Source organism: Chloroflexota bacterium, from assembly GCA_018648225.1.
Lineage (GTDB): Bacteria > Chloroflexota > Anaerolineae > Anaerolineales > UBA11858 > NIOZ-UU35.
Genome location: JABGRQ010000077.1, coordinates 1 through 16,828 on the forward strand (window position 1 = coordinate 1; position 16,828 = coordinate 16,828).

Below are 16,828 nucleotides of genomic sequence, written 5' to 3' on the forward strand. Positions count from 1 at the left end.
CGGTGGTTTCGCCTTTGGAACAACTCAGTGCGCGTGAACGTGAAGTGATGCACCTGGCTATCGAGGGGAAATCCAGCGCCGAAATCGCGACACTCTTGCATATATCGCTGAGCACAGTGAATACCTATCGCAGCCGCCTGATGGGGAAATTGGGCGTATCGGATATTGCCAGTCTGGTGCGCTATGCGGCAGAGCATGGTTTGATGTCAGTGAGCTGATCTCACCCATACAAACGAAAGCGAAAGCCCAAAAAACAGGGTGTGAGGATGCGGCCGCATTCTCACACCCTGTTTTTTGGGTTCGGTTGCCAGAGTCAAACTTTTACTACATCCAGCGTCATCCTTTCGTGACAGACAAAAATTCCCGCTTGTTCTATAGTTGGCTTATAAAGATAGCTTTCTAATTCAGCTAATTCTCTCTGCGAAGGCGTTAGCCTGAGCAGTTATATGTGGAAAATAATATGAATCCAGCCTCTATCTTGATAGCCGACGATCATTTCATCATTCGCAAAACAATTCGTGAATGGTTGAGCAAGAAATACCCCTGGATTGTGATGCTTGAAGCCCGCAATGGGGAAGAAGCTACCCGGATTTTGGATGCGGTTACGGTTGATTTAATCTTGATGGATATCCATTTTCCTGGCATGAACGGCCTGGATACCACAAAAATGATCAAGGAAAAATACCCTGAGGTTCCGATTGTGATTGTGACCGTACAGGAGGACGACCATTATCGCATCGGTGCAGCCGCTGCTGGTGCAGATGGTTATGTTATCAAGCGGAATATGTATTCTGATCTTATTCCGGTAATTAAACCTTTTCTTGAGAAAACAGCCACTCCATAAACGCTGTCGCGCAAAACTACGCCACAATCATGATGAAAAAACCAAAAACCTGTATTTGCCTGATTGATGATAATCCAGGAGACGTGCGTTTCATTCAGGAAACCATGCAAGGTGAGCGCACAGCGAATTATGATGTGCTTGTTTTTTCGTGTTTAGCCGATGGAATTGCTCAATACGAACAGCAAAGATTTGATATTTTGCTGCTTGATCTGAACCTTCCAGATAGCCGGGGATTAGACACACTGATTTCAGCGCGTGAGGCATTGCCACAAGTGCCCGTTATCGTGTTGACCGGCCTCGAAGACGAAGCGCTGGCGTTGCAGGCTGTACAGAGCGGGGCGCAAGATTATCTGGTCAAAGGCGAATTTGACGCCAAATTTCTTGCCAGAGCCATCAGCTATGCGCACGAGCGGCACCAGTTAAAACAACGCTTGCTGGAAATCTCAATTACGGATGACCTGACCGGCCTGAATAATCGCCGGGGTTTCACGACATTATCTGAACAGCAGATTCGGGTTGCGCGCCGCGCACAAACCGATCTGTTGTTCTTCTTCATTGATGTGGATGGTCTCAAGAAGATCAACGACCTGCATGGGCATTCGATGGGTGACCGTGCCCTCTTGGCAACCGCTCAGATTTTGCGAAAAACCTTCCGCCAGGCCGATATTATTGGGCGTTTGGCGGGGGATGAATTTGCAGTTTTGGCGATTCATTCTCATGAAAATCATAAAGACCTGCTTCTGGATCGCCTGGAGCAGGAGCGGCAAGCCTACCATGTTGATTGTCGGGAACCTTTTCAATTGAGTTTTAGCATTGGCATTGCCGAGTGGTCGGTTTTGCTGCCGCGTTCCCTGGAAGTATTGATGGGTGAAGCCGATGCCGCCATGTACGCCCACAAGGGCGAGAAGAAACTGCGTTCAAATTTGGGGATCGATGGAAGTTTACTTGACCTGGCTGTTCAAGTGGAATCTGCCAGCGGAGCAACCCCCGCTGATGCCGAACCGTCCTCCAAGTTGATTCTGTTGGTGGAAGATAATCCCGCCGATGCGCGCCTGCTCCAGGTGTATCTGGAAGAAATTGCAGACAACGACTATCAACTGCACCATGCGGTCCGTCTGGCAGATGCCCGAGAGCTGCTTCAGCAGCATCATTATGCCATCATCTTGCTCGATTTATCGCTCCCCGATAGCCGCGGGCTGGAAACCATTGAAATAATGATTTCTGCCGCCGGAAATGTGCCCATCGTTGTGATGACAGGTCTGGACGACCAACAACTGGCGACGAGCGCTTTACAATTGGGCGCGCAAGATTATTTGCTCAAAGGCGGCTATGACGAAATATCGCTCAGCCGTTCGCTCACGTTTGCGATGGAACGCAACAGCTTGCGCACCCAAAACCTGAAATATGCGCGCCAGTTGCGGCAAAGTGAGGCACGTTTTCGCCGCATCATTACCGAGAGCGGCGATGGCATTCTGATACTCGACCAGCAGAAGACTGTTCTTTTCGCCAACCCCTCAGCTGAAAAAATATTCGGCACAAACGGCAGCAGTTTACAGGGCACATTGCTTGATGTCAGCTTGGAGGAAGGCGACATCATTGAGCTGGCGCATAACGGCGGCGCTCAACCGCCATTCTTTGTTGATGCCCGGTATGTAGACATTCCCTGGCAGGGTCAGCCGGCAATTCTGGCGACAGTGCGCGATATCACGGAATCCGTGTTAGCCCAAAAGGCTATTCAGTTGCAGGCGGAAGATTTAGGGCTAATTAATGATATTAACCACGCCCTCAATCAGGGCGCCACGATTGAAAACCTCCTGGGGGTGTTGAATGAAGGTACAAAGCGCATTTTCCAGGGCTATAGCGCCACAATATATTTACTGAGTGAAGATCGGCAATATCTTTGTCCGCAGCATTTTGCCCTTCCGGGGAAGATTGCCGAACGTATTTCCAGGTTCCTGGGCATCGACATTCCGGAAGTGCGGATTCCAATTCGCGAGGGTAGTTTGGTCGAAAAAATGCTCTATGGCAAGAAAATCAGTGTGCTGGATGGCGAAGATGATCTGCTCACTTACTTGAAAGAATATCTGAATACGCCAACGCTACCGGAGAGTGCGCGGGCATTGATTGGTAAACGGCTCCCGAAAATATTGAAACTCCTGGACTTGAAGGTTGCCGTCTTCGCGCCAATGATTTCGGACGGCGAAGTGATTGGCGCGCTGGATATTGGCGCGGCGCAACCGTTTTCAGCCGAAGAGATTGAGCGTGTCGCCATGATAGCGCGCCAAATTACTTCGGCGATCGCGCGCGTGCTGGCAGATGATCGCTTAAAAGAACTCAGCCAGCGTCACCATTTGATTCTCAATTCGGCTGGCGAGGGCATTATTGGCGTAAACCTGGAGAATACGATCACCTTTGCAAACGCCTCCGCAGCTCAACTTCTGGGGTACGCTCCTGAAGAACTGGTTGGGCAAAATCTGCATACGATCGTGCATCCTGCTTTGGCCGCTGGTGATACTTTTCCAGTATCCGCCCCCATCTGCATTTCAACTTTAAACGGGCGGCCAGTTTCCGACGAACAGGATGTCTTTTGGCGCAGCGACGGCAGCTCGTTTTTGGTAGCCTATGCCAGCAATCCGATCATTTTCAATCAGCAGATTTTGGGCGCCGTGCTCACCTTCAGCGATATCACCGAAAAACTGCATTCTGAAGAGCAATTGCGTTTGCAGGCGGCAGCTTTAAATTCGGCAGCCAACGCCGTTCTGATCGCAGACGCCCAAGGGGAAGTGATTTGGGCCAATCCAGCGTTCTCAGATCTAACGGGGTATGATGTGGCTGAAGTGCTGGGCCAAAATCCGCGTGTTCTGAAATCAGGCGAACACGACGAGTCGTTCTACCAGCAAATGTGGTCAACGATTACCGGCGGCAATGTTTGGGCGGGCGAAATTATCAACCAGAACAAGAGCGGAAATCACTACCATGAAGAAATGACAATTACGCCGCTTACCGATGAGCGTGGTGAAATTACGCATTTTATTGCCATCAAACAAGATATTACCGCCCGCAAGCGAACCGAGAGTACATTGCAGCAGCAATTGAATGAGTTGAGCGTTATGCACAAGATCGCCATAGCAGGTATGGAAGCCAACAGCGAAGAAAATTTAATTGCTCAGTTCGTGAATATTCTGGGAGAGAAAGTTTATTCGGATCATTTTACAGTGCTGCTCATGGAACCCGATCAGCAGCGTTTGCGAGTGTATGCGACGTATTGTGAGGGAGTTCTGACACAGGATGATGAAATATTTGTCAGTATAGGGAATGGCGTGGTAGGGACGGTGGCGCAAAATGGCAAACCCGGCCGCATTGATGATGTGCGTGAGTGTGAAAATTATATTGAGCTGAATCCCGATATTCGTTCAGAGCTATGCGTGCCCATGCTGGTGGGTGAACGTGTATTCGGCGTGTTGAACGCCGAGAGCGAAAAGGAAAGCGCATTTACGGCAGCGGATGAACGGTTTTTAATGACGACAGCCAGCCAACTGGCAATCGTTTTACAGAATTTGCGCCTGAACGCTGAAACCCAAAAACGGGCCTTCGAAATGGAGCGTTTGTATCGGGCATCAGGATCATTATTTACTACGGCGCCGAATGACCTGGAAAGTATAAGTCTGACGATTGTGGAAACACTGCGCTCGGAGTTTGGGCAATCGAATTGCAGTTTGTTGTTGATTGAACCCAAAACGAGAGCGCTAAAACGCCTGGCAGCCGTTGGCCCTTATGCGAAAGAAGTCTCGAGTGGCAAAGCGTTGTATTTAGATGGCCCTGGGCTGGCTCCGACCGCGGCTCGGGAACAGCGAATTATCAATATCGGCGATGTGACTCAGCAACCCAATTATGTGCCCAATTGGGCGGCGGCGCGTTCCGAAATGGCAATTCCGTTAATCGTCAACGGTGAAGTTATCGGGATAATTGATATTCAAAGCGCAGAGATCAATGCCTTTCAAAAAGACGATGAACGCCTGGTTTCTGTTTTTGCAGAGCGTGCTGCACTGGCGCTGGAAAATACACGTCTTTATGATGGACAACAACAGCAACTGGCTTTCCTGAACGCGTTGCACCAAATCGACCTGGCGATCACCGGCAGCATGGATTTGCAAGTTGTATTGGGCGTTGTTTTGCGCCACGTAAAAACAGAACTCGCCGCCGACGCGGCCAATATCATTCTGCTCGATTCGGCTACAGCTTCCTTTAAATTGGTTGCGCACGAGGGCTATCGGGAACGAAATTCTCACCTGCAAAATATTCGTTACACCAATAGCCTGGGTGCCGATATTGTCATGCAGGGAAAATCAATGCACTCAAAAGATATCCAGCAAGCGTGTGTAAACCCTGAGCGCAAAGCCATTTTTGAGCGAGAAGGTTTGCATGGTTATTATGGTACGCCCCTGATTGCAAAAGGTGAAATCAAAGGCGTGTTGGAATTGTTGTTTAAACAACAGGATTTTGAGCTTGACCATCAATGGCAGTATTTTGCTGATACGATCGCGACTCAGGCGGCGATTGCGGTAGATAATGCGAATCTTTTTGAAAAGCTGGAACATTCCAATATGGAACTTTCTTTGGCATACGATACTACCCTGGAGGGTTGGGCCAAAGCCCTGGAACTACGCGATCAGGAAACCGAAGGTCATTCCCGCAGAGTGACCGAATTGGCTGTGAAATTGGGACGCGCGATGAATGTGCAAGGTGCCGATATGATCCAACTGCGGCGGGGAGCGATCCTGCACGATATTGGCAAAATGGGTGTTCCCGACCATATCCTTCAAAAACCCGGCCCGCTGACAGATGAAGAATGGGAAATTATGCGTTTGCACCCCGTATATGCTTACGAATGGTTGCGTTCGATTCGCTATTTGCAGCCTGCCCTGGATATTCCTCATTACCATCACGAACGCTGGGATGGCAGCGGGTATCCGGAAGGGCTGCGCGGCGAGCAAATTCCTAAGGCGGCGCGCCTCTTTGCCATTGTGGATGTCTGGGACGCGCTGCGCTCCGACAGACCCTATCGCAAAGCCTGGACGCATCAAAAAGCGATTGAACATTTGAAAAAACAATCCGGTTCTCATTTTGATCCAGCGGTTGTCGTATCCTTTCTCGCGATCATTGATTCTCAACCTGAGATTTAAATGGTTCTCAGGGAATCCATCCGAGAATCATTTTGGAAAAAGCTCAAAAAAGGTCATTCTGACGAGTGCAGCGAGGAAGAATCCCTGAAAATGTACGAAAAGCTGGGTGGCGGATGTCATCCAACTCGAAGTTTTTCTATATACAGATGGATTTGGAGGAAGTTATGTCGAAATATTTTGTCGCTTCTTTGCTTGTGCTCTTGTTGGTTTTTGGGCTTGCGGCTTGCTCCGTTTTTTCACCCCCACGCTCAATTACCGTTGGTATGGTCAATTCCATTGAATCCGCAGACCCGGCCATTGAAGGATTTATGGCCGGGATGGAAAACCTGGGATTTACCAGCGGTGAAAATATAACCTACATCTACGCCGGGGTAATGGGCGAACCGGATGAAATGGCAGCTCAGGTTGAGGAATTCATCGCCGCAGATGTCGATATGATTTTTTCGGTGACCACAGATGCTTCGACAGCGGTGATGGAAGCGAACCAGGCCGCCCAAATCCCTGTGGTTTTTGCTGCCGTGCGAGACCCGGTCGAGGCTGGTTTTGTGGAAAGCCTGATCCAGCCGGGAGGCAATATGACCGGTGTGCTGGCCAGTGGCGACGCGATCGAAAGTGGTAGGCGTCGCCTCGATTGGCTGGTGACGATGGTTCCAATTGCCCAAAAAATTTGGGTTCCCTATGAAGATTCAGATACGCTGGCTCCCACCGTGGAAGCGCTGGGAATCACAGCCGCCGACCTGGGCGTGGAACTTGTTTTATCGGCTGTTAGCACCCCCGAGCAGGTACTGGCTTTACTTGAAAATATTCCCGAAGATGTGGATGGCATCTACTATGTGGGTGGGCGCGCCTTTGTAGGTCTGACAGACCTGTACATCGAGAAAGCTCTGGCCGCGGGGTTGCCCATATCGGTCAATTATTGTAATGGTGCAAGGAATGGCGCGTTGACGGCCTTTTGTTCCGATTTTTATTCATCGGGCGTTCAGGCCGCGCGTATCGCCAGCCAGATTCTGGATGATATCGCGCCCTCGTCGATCCCGGTTGAACAACCGGAACTGCTGATGTTGATTAATTTGAATACAGCCAATCAAATTGGTTTGGATATCTCTGACGAAATCATCCAAATGGCAGACGAGATTATCCGCGAGTAGCGGATTGTGCGAGTCATTCCTGGTGAAAGTCACCGGATTGAGGAGTCTCCTTGTGAAAAAAAACATTCGCTTACGGCTGACATTTTCTTTTCTGATATATTCCATCGTTCCTTTGCTCATTGCAGGCGGGTTGATCGCGCTGTATAGTTACTCGTTCCAACTGGATCAGGCTATAGAGCACCAGGGCCATCGCGCCGAGGTCGTCGCGATCCGAACAACAGCTTTTCTTGAAGCATTGGAAATGCAATCGCATTTAGCCTTAAAGCTGGACTATTTCCCAACGATGAGCAATGAGGAGATTACCCAAAAGCTGCGCCTTTTACAGGCTGGTGAAGATGCCTTTGTGGAACTTAGCTTGTTGTCAGCCAACGGAGAAGAGCGAGTGCGTGTGGCGAATAACGATGTGCGGCTCGAATCTGATCTGCGCGATTTTTCACAGGATGAAATATTTCTGACGCCGCTCCAAACCGGGGAAACGTATTATGGGATGGTACATTTTCATTCTGAAACCGGCGAACCTTTTATGAATATCGCCATACCGATCCAGAACGTGCGCACGGGGCTGGTGGATGGCGTGCTCAGCGCGGAGGTGCGTATTCGCGCTATCTGGGACATGATCGCCGAAATGAATGTTTCGCCGGATAATAATTTCTATCTTGTGGGGCGCACGGGTGAAATGATTGCTCATCGCAACCCATCCATCGTTTTGCGGGGCACAACAATTGCTTTACCCGAAGACGATGGGATTACCACCGACCTGGATGGCTCCAGAGTGGTGAGAGGGCGCGCAAAGGTTATTTTGGGGGAGTCTGCCTGGACGGCGGTCTCGGAAAGCCCACTTTCATACGCGTTAAATCTAACCATTCGATTGGTGCTGGGTGTGGCTTTGCTCATGCTGATTGCCTTGTTAACATCAGCGTATTTGGGTTTTTCCATCGTGCGCCAGATCATTCGCCCGATTGAAAAATTTTCGCTGGCCGCGCAGCAGATTTCGGCTGGCAATTTCTCGCAGCGTGTTGATATTCATGGGGAAGATGAAATTGCCTCATTGGGCGTTTCTTTTAACAAAATGGCGACGGAGTTGTTAGGTTTATTTGGCTCGTTGGAAGAAAAAGTCGCCGAACGCACGCAGGCGTTGAAGGCCTCTCAACTGGCCGCCTTGCAAGTCAACGATGCGCTCAGGGCCAGTGAAGCGCGCCTGCAAGCGATTATGGATCATTCGCCCGCGCTGATATCGATTAAAGACCTGGATGGCAATATCATCCTGGCGAACCGCAAATTAGCCGATTTTGATATCCCGGCGCTGGATGATTATACCGGGCAAAATCTCTATGATCTATTTCATTTTGATACCGCCGAAGTGTTATGGCACAACGCCCTGGCCGCGCTGCAAGCCGGGGAGGTCGTTCAGGCTGAGGAGCGAATCCTTCATCGAGATAGCAGCGAGCATATTTATCTGACCACGAATTTCCCGCTGTTCCTCGAGCCGGATCAACCCTTTGGCGTTGGGGGTATTTCCACCGACATCACAGATCGAAAAAAGATGGAGCAGCGCATTGCCGCGACTCTGGCATTTAATCAAAAGTTGATCTCATCTTCACCTTTGGGAATTTCAGTTTATGATGCCACCGGCCAGTGCATTACGGCGAATGAAGCGGCTTCAACGATCGTTGGCGCAACGCTGGAGCAAATCTTACAACAGAATATATATCACATCCAATCCTGGAAAAAATCAGGCTTGTTAGAGACTGCGAAAGCCGCCTTGCAAACCGGTTCGGATACCCGGCAGGAAGTTCATACCGCAAGCTCTTTTGATCAACAAGTCTGGCTGGACTGCCGTTTTATACCTTTCGATCAGGAAGATAACCGGCAATTGATGCTCATCATGGATGATATTTCGGATCGAAAGCAGGCCGCCCAAAAATTAGCTGAAAAAGCCCAGGAACTTTCTCGCTCGAACGCCGAACTGGAACAATTCGCCTATGTGGCCTCCCACGATCTTCAGGAACCCCTGCGTATGGTCTCCAGTTATTTGCAACTGATTGAACGCCGCTATACCGATAAACTGGATGAGGCGGGTCTTGAATTTATTGCTTTTGCTGTGGATGGGGCGGCGCGCATGAAACAGCTTATCAATGATTTACTCGCCTTCTCGCGCGTTGGAACGCGCGGGGCACCACTAAAGAAAACACATCTGGATGATGTTTTAGGGAAAGTGCATATTAATTTGCAGCCGTTACTGGAAGAACACCGCGGCATTATTTTAGTAGAAGAATTGCCCATAGTTTATGCCGATGAAAACCAGATGACGCAACTTTTCCAGAATATGATTGGGAATGCACTCAAGTTTCATGACAGCACCCCCCCACGCATTGAAATTGGCGCTGAAAGGAAGGCCGATCACTGGCAGATTCATATCAGGGATAATGGCATTGGGATTGATCCCCAGTATCAGGAACGCATTTTTGCCATTTTCGAGCGATTGCATACCGCGCAAGAATACAAAGGAACGGGCATCGGACTCGCCATTTGTAAGCGTATCGTTGAACGGCATAATGGGCGCATCTGGGTAGAGTCGAACCTCGGAGAAGGGGCTACGTTTTATTTCACCCTGCCCATATTGCAGGAAACTGAATAAATGATGTCATTTCGAGCCGCTTTGCGGCGAGAAATCCCTGCACAACTGGTTGCTAAATCAGGTTCTCGGGGATTCTTCGGCCGCTGCGGGGTCTCACACCGTCCCGAGGCCGTCTCGCACCGGCGTGCTCGCGGCACGAACGGTGTCCTTCGGGAGCATGACAGTTTGAGCATACATTGTCAAGTTATGAAAAGGAGTAAAGATGAGCGAGAAATCTAATGGCCGTCCTGTAGAATTATTATTAGTCGAAGACAACCCCGGTGATGTGCGCCTGACCATCGAGGCCCTCAAAGAAGGCAAGGTGCGCAATAATTTACACGTTGTCGGTGATGGCACCGAAGCTCTGGCTTTTTTGCGCCACGAGGATAAATTTCAGAATTCAACTCGACCCGATCTGATTTTGCTGGATCTAAATTTGCCCCGCATGGATGGTCGTGAAGTGTTGGCGATCATTAAAGAAGACCCGCATCTCAAACAAATTCCCGTCGTGATCCTGACCACATCCAAGGCCGAGGAAGATATCGTTAAATCCTATAACCTGCACGCCAACTGCTATATTGCCAAGCCCGTTGATCTTAACCAATTTCTGGAAGTTATCAAAGCCATTGAAGGTTTCTGGATGACGATTGTGAAATTACCCCCGGAAACTGACAGTTAGGTTTTATGCAGCCACCATGCGGCAGAATGCACACAGATCAGGCGATGCGGTGGGCTGGCCGCAGTTGGGGCAGGCAGCCAATTCGCTGGTAGTGCGCTGGGGTTCTGCGAAGAGCCCCAGCTCGCGGGCGCGCAAAAAAGAAAGGTAGAAAATTAATTTCGCGCCAGGGCGGTCCGCCTCCATGCGGTTGAGAATTTCTTTATAGTAAATGCTCTTTGCGCCAATCGAAAAGGGGCATTCCTCGTAAATATAGTTGATGCCGCGCAAAAGTGCATAGGCAGCGGTTTCGCGTTCGTAAAAACGAAACAGGGGTTTTACCTTGCGCACCAATCCTGGATGCGCGGCCTCCAGCACCGGGCCTTGCCGTTGCAGATAATTTCCCAGCCAGAGCATCGTATTGCTGAATAAAATCGCGGCTTCATCATCCAGATTGTGGCCGGTTGCCAGTACATCGTAACCATGCTGGCGCGCCACGCGGTTCATAATATTGCGCTTGCTCACGCCACAGACAGCACAAGGTTTTTCAACCCCTTTCGGAGTGCGCTCGGCGATCTCGGGGATGCTGCTGCCGTATTCGTGTTGAATATCCACGGTGTGCAATTTGAGGCCGCGCGCCTCGGCAAATTTTTGGCTGAAGCGCAGGGATTTCCCCGAATAATTCAGACCACCATCAATGCCGAGTCCGATATACAGCCCATCGGCCTGATAGCCTGCCTCGTTGAGAATATCCCACAAGGCCAGCGAATCCTTACCCCCCGAAACCGCCACCAATATTTTATCCGCACGGCTGAACATTTTGTACTTGGTAATAAAACGCTCGGTTTGTTGCGGCAGCCATTGCAGAAAATGCGTTTTGCACAACCCCAATTTGTGCTGGCGCATATTGATCACGGCTTTTTGGTCACACTTGCGACAGTTCATATTTACCCGCCAGAGATTACCGAGATCAATTTAATCACATCGTTTCGCTCGATGATTTCATCATCCGTAAGTAGTTCGCCCTGGCGTGTCGCCAGCACGGCCTCATTGGGAATCTCAAGTTTTCTGAGCGCCGAGCGCACGGTTTGCCCGGCTTTGATTTCAAATTCCTGATCGCGTAATATAATCGTTGCAGACATAGACATACGCCCATTCTACCGCGGAATGGGATGATTATTTCGGCGAAGGCATAAGCCTGAGCCGTGAGGAGAGATGATGGCGGTTGAAACGATTGTGTTGAAATTGGAAACGCGGGGAGATGCCGATATTTTGGATATTACCCCCGAAGTGGGAGAAGCGGTGCGTCGCTCGGGGTTGGCGCGTGGAACCGTGACCGTGTTCTGCCCCTCGGCCACCAGCGCCCTGACGACCATCGAGTACGAATCGGGCTGTGTTAGCGATTTGCGCCGCCTCTTCGATGAAATTGTGAATCCCGAGCGCCAGTATCAGCATAATGAAAAATGGCACGATGGGAACGGTCACTCGCATGTGCGCGCCGCGCTGCTTGGCCCCTCGCTGACGATTCCCTTTGTTGAGCAACGCCTGACGCTGGGAACCTGGCAACAAATCATCTATGTTGATTTTGATAACCGGCCCCGGCGGCGCGAATTGATTGTACAAGTTTTGGGGGAGTGAAGCCACAGAGAATACAGAGCGCCAAAAAAAGAAAAAAAACTCTGAGCTCTCTGTGGCTATTTTTACTTCAACAGCCTGGCGTAGACCCCCAGATGATTGCCCACCGGACGCTCGCGCCCCGGGATGCTGTTGTTAATTGGAGAATTGAGTACATCCGCACCGAGCGCGCCTTCCACCACCATTGTGGACGAGCCCCCCCCATCCAGATTCATGGCTGTCCAGCCGCCGTGGTAGGCGATGATTTCAGCCAGTTCCAGCAATGTGGCTCCTTCGGAATAACCCGGTTGGCGTCCATCCACAACCACGAAGATCAAGTAGCGATTGGCGCGATCCAGTGCCACGGCTGTGCGCGGCTCGGGGGAACCTTCCAGCCCGGCGATAGGCTCACCTTTATTGAGCAGCATTAAATTGCCCGAGATGGCATTATAGATTTTGCTGGTAGGGGCATTGAAGCGCGCCCCGTTGTTGATCGCCAGATACAGGGTTGGTTCTTTATCAGTATCTTGCGAATAGGTGATTTCCTCAGAAGCCGCAAAACCAATTGGGGCCACGCGGTCGCCCACATGGGGGTAGTAGTCTAAAAAAGTGCGTGAATGCCAGGGTTCAAAACCATCGCCGTTGATGGCGATTTGCAGATCAAAATTATTCAGAAATTGGGAGGTGGTGCGTGCCTTGAGGGGTAATTCTTCCTCGGGATTTCCCGGCGTAACCAGCAGGCGAATGCCCTCGGCGCGCAAGTCGATTTTGATAACGTGGATCACCATGCGCCGCGGCGAACTGCGAATATCACGGATATATTCCACGCCTTGATAGAGCATTTTCTGTGTGGGTTGCGGGCGCACGCGCCGCACGTACCACATCCCGCCGATGATGGCTAAAATAACAAACCCTAGCGCAAATATCGCGCAACAGGGCGTAAAAACTCTCTTGACTTTATTCATAACACTCTCTAATTATGTCATACTGAGATCGCAGGCCGAAGCATCTAGCGCAGCGAAAAACTCAATACTTTGGCAATTTTGCGCTTTGCAGGACCCTTCGCGATCGCTCAGGGTGACGACTTATCCTTGTTGTCTTTGCTACTGTTCCCACTCCAGAAACGCTTCAAGAATGCGGAAATTTTGTTCGAAATCCGTATCGCGGTGATTGGTGAGTTCAATATCCACCGCGGGGATGCCCGCATTTGAAGCCCAGTCGATCAGTTGCCCAGTGAATGTGCAGCTCGTATCGATGGGTGGATACGGGTAATTGCTCACTGCGGCAAGGGATTCTGCCAGGCGGATTGAGTCTGAATCTGGGGGTTGTCCGCCTGCAAAGATGCCTAACGCTGCGCTGTGATAACTGATAAGCGCTTCGATTCGATGTGTGAGCATAAAATCCATCAGGGCAGTGGTTTCTGGCTCCGAAGCGGCGCGTGGCCCGGCGCTGATCGGTCCATAATCCCAACAGCCGTTGCGTGACCATTCGGCTTGCCAAAGGGCGGGGAAGTTGCGATTGAGGTCAACCCCATTGGCATTGGCGCGGCCATCGACATTGTGGGAACGCGCTTCGCCATCCGGGTTGAAGGCGCGTAATATATAGAGCCGCATGTCCGCAGGGATGATTTCGGGATGCTGCCCGATATAGGCGATTAACTCATCCGCCAGCGCAACGGTATTCCATTCGTAGCCGCCATGAATCCCGGCAATAATCAAATGCTCGCGGGAGCCAGAGCCAAAGGCAAAGATTTCCAGCGGACGGCCATTGACAGAGTGCCCGATCACGGTTGGCAAAGTTGTGCGCGGCGTGGCCGATGGGTTGCGCGTACGCGTGGGAAAATTCAGGGTTGCGCTGGGTTGCGGGGTACTGCTGGGAAGTGGCGTTGGGCTGGGAACGACGGTATCGCTTGGAACGGGAGTAGGGCTGGGTTCAAGCGTTACAGATGCAACGACTGGGGTAATTTCTACGTTATTCTGTGTGGAAGATAGCTGCATTGGCTGTTGCGATAAGACTGCATTGGTTCCGTTTTGCCACCAAATCGCCGCGCCTAGGCCAACGAATAATATCAGCACCAGCCCCCAAATTGAGGACACAATCACACGCAGGGAGCGGTTTTTGTCGTTTCTGCGTTTTTGCATTAGCACTTCAATATTGGTAACTGCTCAGGCTAACGCCTTCGCAGATAGAATTCCAAAAAAGGGGGTGTGCCTGGGGGCGTACGCCCCCAGGCACACCCCCTTTTTTGGCCTCTTTTTGTTTGAGGCTGAGCAGTCACAAATAGTGACCCTAAAAGTTTTCGGCTGAGGACCCATCCGTTCAGCAAATTTGGGGCCGTATGAACAGAGTAGCACGGCTCTCTTTGCAAACCTTTGGGCTCGACTTCAGGGAGTCAGACGACAATATCCAGTTCTTTAGCGCGCATCGCCTCAAAGGCTGCGATACCTACTTCAATAATCTCCAGCGAAGGCTCGCGCGTGGTCAGGCGTTGCAAGGCCAGATTGGGTTTTATCATCCAGCGCACGAACGCCGAATCGAGGTGATTGGCTGTCCAGCGGATATATTCATAGGCAATACCTGCCAAAACCGGAATCAACGCCACACGGCTCAAAAGCCGCGCTGCCAGGGTCTGATTGCCGAGCAACGAGTAAATCAGCACCGAGAGCAGCATGAGCGTGAGTAAAAAGGCGGTGCCGCAACGCGGGTGCTCAATCGATTGTTGGGCGACATTTTCTGGCGTTAGTTCAATATTACATTCAAAGGCGTTGATGGTTTTGTGTTCAGCGCCGTGATACATGAAGACGCGTTTGATATCCGGCATCAGGCCAATGAGACCAACATAACCGATCAATAGCGCCAGCCGCACAAACCCTTCGGCCAAATTGCTCACCCAGGGTTGCACGCCCCACCACCGCTCTACCAAATTCCCCACCGTGGCCGGGGCGATGAAGAAGAGCACGATCGAAAACGTCAGCGAGAAAGCCAGAGTCAGGTACAACGCCGGGCCTTCGAGTTGTTCATCCTCCCCGGTTTGGGCGTTTGCCGAAATCGTCAGGGCGCGCATGCCCAATCCCAGCGCATCCCAGAGCAATATCAGGCCGCGCAGAAAGGGGATTTTTGAGATTTTACTTTTATAGATGCCGCCAAGCTCTTCGGTATGGATGATGATTTTCTGATCGGGATCGCGCATGGCAATCGCCACTGAGCTTGCTCCGCGCATCATCACGCCTTCAATAACGGCCTGGCCCCCGTAGCTGGGTAATTTATCGCTCATGATCCCGCCAGATTGAAGAAAAAGTGAATGAGTGCATTAATGCCGGTGTACCAAGTAGGCAAGTGCAACTTTTCGTTGGGGCCGTGCATATTGTCGGAAGGCAGGCCAAAACCAATATTGACCGATTCGACGCCCAAAATTTCCTGGAAGGATGTGACGACCGGAACGCTGCCGCCTTCGCGCTTGAAGAGAGGTTTGACATTCCAGGCGGATTCGGCGGCTTGCAGATAGGCCTGCGCCCAGCGGGAATCACGGCTGCTGATTGATGCGGGCGCGCTTGCCATCTCGACGACTTCCCACCTAACCGTGGGGGGCGCGTGTTCCTCAAGATAGTGCCATAATTGTTGGTGAACCTCATCGGGGTCCTGATCGGGTACCAGACGGCAAGAGATTTTCGCCATCGCATAGGCAGGCAGCACTGTTTTCGAGCCTTCGCCGGTGAAACCGGAGACCATGCCATTGACTTCCAATGTGGGGCGGGCACCAACTTGTTCTACGGGGGTGTACCCCTCCTCGCCAAACAGGGCAGGCGCGCCCGTATTGTGCATAAACCACTCAGCGGTGATCGGCAGGCGGGCCAGTTCGGCGCGCTCATCTTCAGAGAGCGGACGCACACTGTTGTAAAAATCCGGCAACGTAACGCGCCCTTTTTCATCATGCATCCCGGCGATCAGGTCGGCCAACACTTGTGCGGGGTTGTGTACAGCGCCGCCAAAAACACCTGAATGCAAATCGTGTGCAGGCCCCCACAAACGCAGTTCGAAATAGGCCAGCCCGCGCAGCGCGTAGGTGATGGTTGGCAGGCCTGGGGCGATCATACCGGTATCGGGGTTGAGGGCGAAATCGCAAGCCAGCATGTCTTTGTATTCTTCCATGAACTTGGGTAAATTCGGCGAGCCGATTTCTTCTTCGCCTTCGATCATGAATTTTATATTGACGGGAAGTTTGCTGGTACGAATGATCGCTTCAGCCGCGTTGATGGTGGCGTCAACCTGGGCTTTCATGTCGGAAGCGCCGCGGGCATAGAGATTTTCGCCGCGTATTTGTGGCTCAAAGGGGGCCGAATCCCATTTGTCGAGCGGCTCGGCGGGTTGTACGTCATAGTGGCCGTAGATCAGCACCGTGGGCGCATCCGCTCCGGCAGAGAGATTTTCAGCATATACAACCGGATGGCGTGCCGTGGGGTAAATCTTGATATTCGCAAAATCCAGCGCCTTCAGGCGGTTGGCAACCCATTTGGCGGTTTTTTGCACGTCAGCAGCCCGCTCTGGGTCAGTGGATACCGAAGGAATTGCCGAGAAGGCAATCAGATCATCCAGAAAGCGTTGTTTTTGTTCCTGGGCATACTTTAGCGCAGCATTGCGCAATTCTGTTCTCATGTATAAATCTCCATTAACTCTATATTGAAAAAAGCTAACGCAAGGGCGCAAAGTGACAAAGCCGCAAAGGGAAAAATACCGAATTCTTTGCAACTTTGTTTCTTGGCGGCTTTG

At 51.2% G+C, this 16,828-nt stretch carries 13 protein-coding genes; 7 read left to right on the forward strand and 6 right to left on the reverse strand.

Annotated elements, in window-relative coordinates; all coding sequences use genetic code 11:
* The 6 genes from HN413_06475 to HN413_06500 form a co-directional block, all read left to right on the forward strand.
* Positions 1-218 (forward strand): helix-turn-helix transcriptional regulator (locus HN413_06475; GenBank protein MBT3390039.1); only part of this gene is annotated, 218 nt, incomplete at its 5' end.
* 242 nt (positions 219-460) lie between these two features.
* The gene (locus HN413_06480; GenBank protein ID MBT3390040.1) at positions 461-844 is read left to right on the forward strand and encodes a response regulator transcription factor; all 384 of its coding nucleotides are present in this window, start codon (positions 461-463) and stop codon (positions 842-844) included.
* Positions 845-873: 29 nt separating this feature from the next.
* Positions 874-6,027: a GAF domain-containing protein gene (locus tag HN413_06485; GenBank protein ID MBT3390041.1), complete on the forward strand. Its 5,154-nt coding sequence runs from the start codon at positions 874-876 to the stop codon at positions 6,025-6,027.
* A gap of 164 nt (positions 6,028-6,191) precedes the next feature.
* On the forward strand, positions 6,192-7,175 hold the full coding sequence (locus tag HN413_06490; protein ID MBT3390042.1) for an ABC transporter substrate-binding protein: 984 nt from the start codon (positions 6,192-6,194) through the stop codon (positions 7,173-7,175).
* 52 nt (positions 7,176-7,227) lie between these two features.
* Entirely contained in the window at positions 7,228-9,813 is a 2,586-nt protein-coding gene (locus tag HN413_06495) for a PAS domain S-box protein (GenBank protein ID MBT3390043.1), read from the forward strand.
* Between the two features lie 202 nt (positions 9,814-10,015).
* Positions 10,016-10,471 carry a response regulator gene (locus HN413_06500; GenBank protein ID MBT3390044.1) on the forward strand — a complete coding sequence of 152 codons (456 nt, stop codon included), beginning with the start codon at positions 10,016-10,018 and terminating at the stop codon, positions 10,469-10,471.
* A 3-nt stretch (positions 10,472-10,474) separates the two neighbouring features.
* On the opposite strand, the gene HN413_06505 is transcribed toward HN413_06500, so the two are convergent.
* Together HN413_06505 and HN413_06510 are read right to left on the reverse strand one after the other, a co-directional pair.
* Entirely contained in the window at positions 10,475-11,392 is a 918-nt protein-coding gene (locus tag HN413_06505) for an adenine nucleotide alpha hydrolase family protein (protein MBT3390045.1), read from the reverse strand.
* A gap of 2 nt (positions 11,393-11,394) precedes the next feature.
* A complete protein-coding gene (locus HN413_06510; protein ID MBT3390046.1) occupies positions 11,395-11,589 on the reverse strand; it encodes a thiamine biosynthesis protein ThiS in 195 nt (64 codons plus the stop codon).
* A 76-nt stretch (positions 11,590-11,665) separates the two neighbouring features.
* On the opposite strand from HN413_06510, the gene HN413_06515 reads away from it, so the two are divergent.
* On the forward strand, positions 11,666-12,085 hold the full coding sequence (locus HN413_06515; GenBank protein MBT3390047.1) for a YjbQ family protein: 420 nt from the start codon (positions 11,666-11,668) through the stop codon (positions 12,083-12,085).
* A 62-nt stretch (positions 12,086-12,147) separates the two neighbouring features.
* Here the strand turns inward: HN413_06515 and HN413_06520 are convergent, their stop codons facing one another.
* The 4 genes from HN413_06520 to HN413_06535 all read right to left on the reverse strand — a co-directional run bounded on the left by HN413_06520 (position 12,148) and on the right by HN413_06535 (position 16,714).
* Positions 12,148-13,026: a phosphodiester glycosidase family protein gene (locus HN413_06520; GenBank protein ID MBT3390048.1), complete on the reverse strand. Its 879-nt coding sequence runs from the start codon at positions 13,024-13,026 to the stop codon at positions 12,148-12,150.
* A gap of 138 nt (positions 13,027-13,164) precedes the next feature.
* Positions 13,165-14,202, reverse strand: a complete 1,038-nt coding sequence (locus HN413_06525) for a hypothetical protein (GenBank protein MBT3390049.1) — start codon at positions 14,200-14,202, stop codon at positions 13,165-13,167.
* A gap of 251 nt (positions 14,203-14,453) precedes the next feature.
* Positions 14,454-15,335, reverse strand: a complete 882-nt coding sequence (locus tag HN413_06530; protein ID MBT3390050.1) for a DUF1385 domain-containing protein — start codon at positions 15,333-15,335, stop codon at positions 14,454-14,456.
* Positions 15,332-16,714, reverse strand: coding sequence for a dipeptidase (locus tag HN413_06535; GenBank protein ID MBT3390051.1), 1,383 nt, complete (start codon positions 16,712-16,714; stop codon positions 15,332-15,334). The genes HN413_06530 and HN413_06535 overlap by 4 nt, the downstream gene beginning before the upstream one ends.
* Positions 16,715-16,828 lie beyond the last annotated feature (114 nt).

What these genes read in the sequence shown, in the direction of transcription:
- HN413_06480 (MBT3390040.1), top strand. Translation starts at nt 461, where the DNA reads ATGAATCCAGCCTCTATCTTGATAGCCGACGATCATTTCATCATTCGC.
- HN413_06485 (MBT3390041.1), top strand. Translation starts at nt 874, where the DNA reads ATGATGAAAAAACCAAAAACCTGTATTTGCCTGATTGATGATAATCCA.
- HN413_06490 (MBT3390042.1), top strand. Translation starts at nt 6,192, where the DNA reads ATGTCGAAATATTTTGTCGCTTCTTTGCTTGTGCTCTTGTTGGTTTTT.
- HN413_06500 (MBT3390044.1), top strand. Translation starts at nt 10,016, where the DNA reads ATGAGCGAGAAATCTAATGGCCGTCCTGTAGAATTATTATTAGTCGAA.
- HN413_06505 (MBT3390045.1), bottom strand. Translation starts at nt 11,392, where the DNA reads ATGAACTGTCGCAAGTGTGACCAAAAAGCCGTGATCAATATGCGCCAG.
- HN413_06510 (MBT3390046.1), bottom strand. Translation starts at nt 11,589, where the DNA reads ATGTCTGCAACGATTATATTACGCGATCAGGAATTTGAAATCAAAGCC.
- HN413_06515 (MBT3390047.1), top strand. Translation starts at nt 11,666, where the DNA reads ATGGCGGTTGAAACGATTGTGTTGAAATTGGAAACGCGGGGAGATGCC.
- HN413_06520 (MBT3390048.1), bottom strand. Translation starts at nt 13,026, where the DNA reads ATGAATAAAGTCAAGAGAGTTTTTACGCCCTGTTGCGCGATATTTGCG.
- HN413_06525 (MBT3390049.1), bottom strand. Translation starts at nt 14,202, where the DNA reads ATGCAAAAACGCAGAAACGACAAAAACCGCTCCCTGCGTGTGATTGTG.
- HN413_06530 (MBT3390050.1), bottom strand. Translation starts at nt 15,335, where the DNA reads ATGAGCGATAAATTACCCAGCTACGGGGGCCAGGCCGTTATTGAAGGC.
- HN413_06535 (MBT3390051.1), bottom strand. Translation starts at nt 16,714, where the DNA reads ATGAGAACAGAATTGCGCAATGCTGCGCTAAAGTATGCCCAGGAACAA.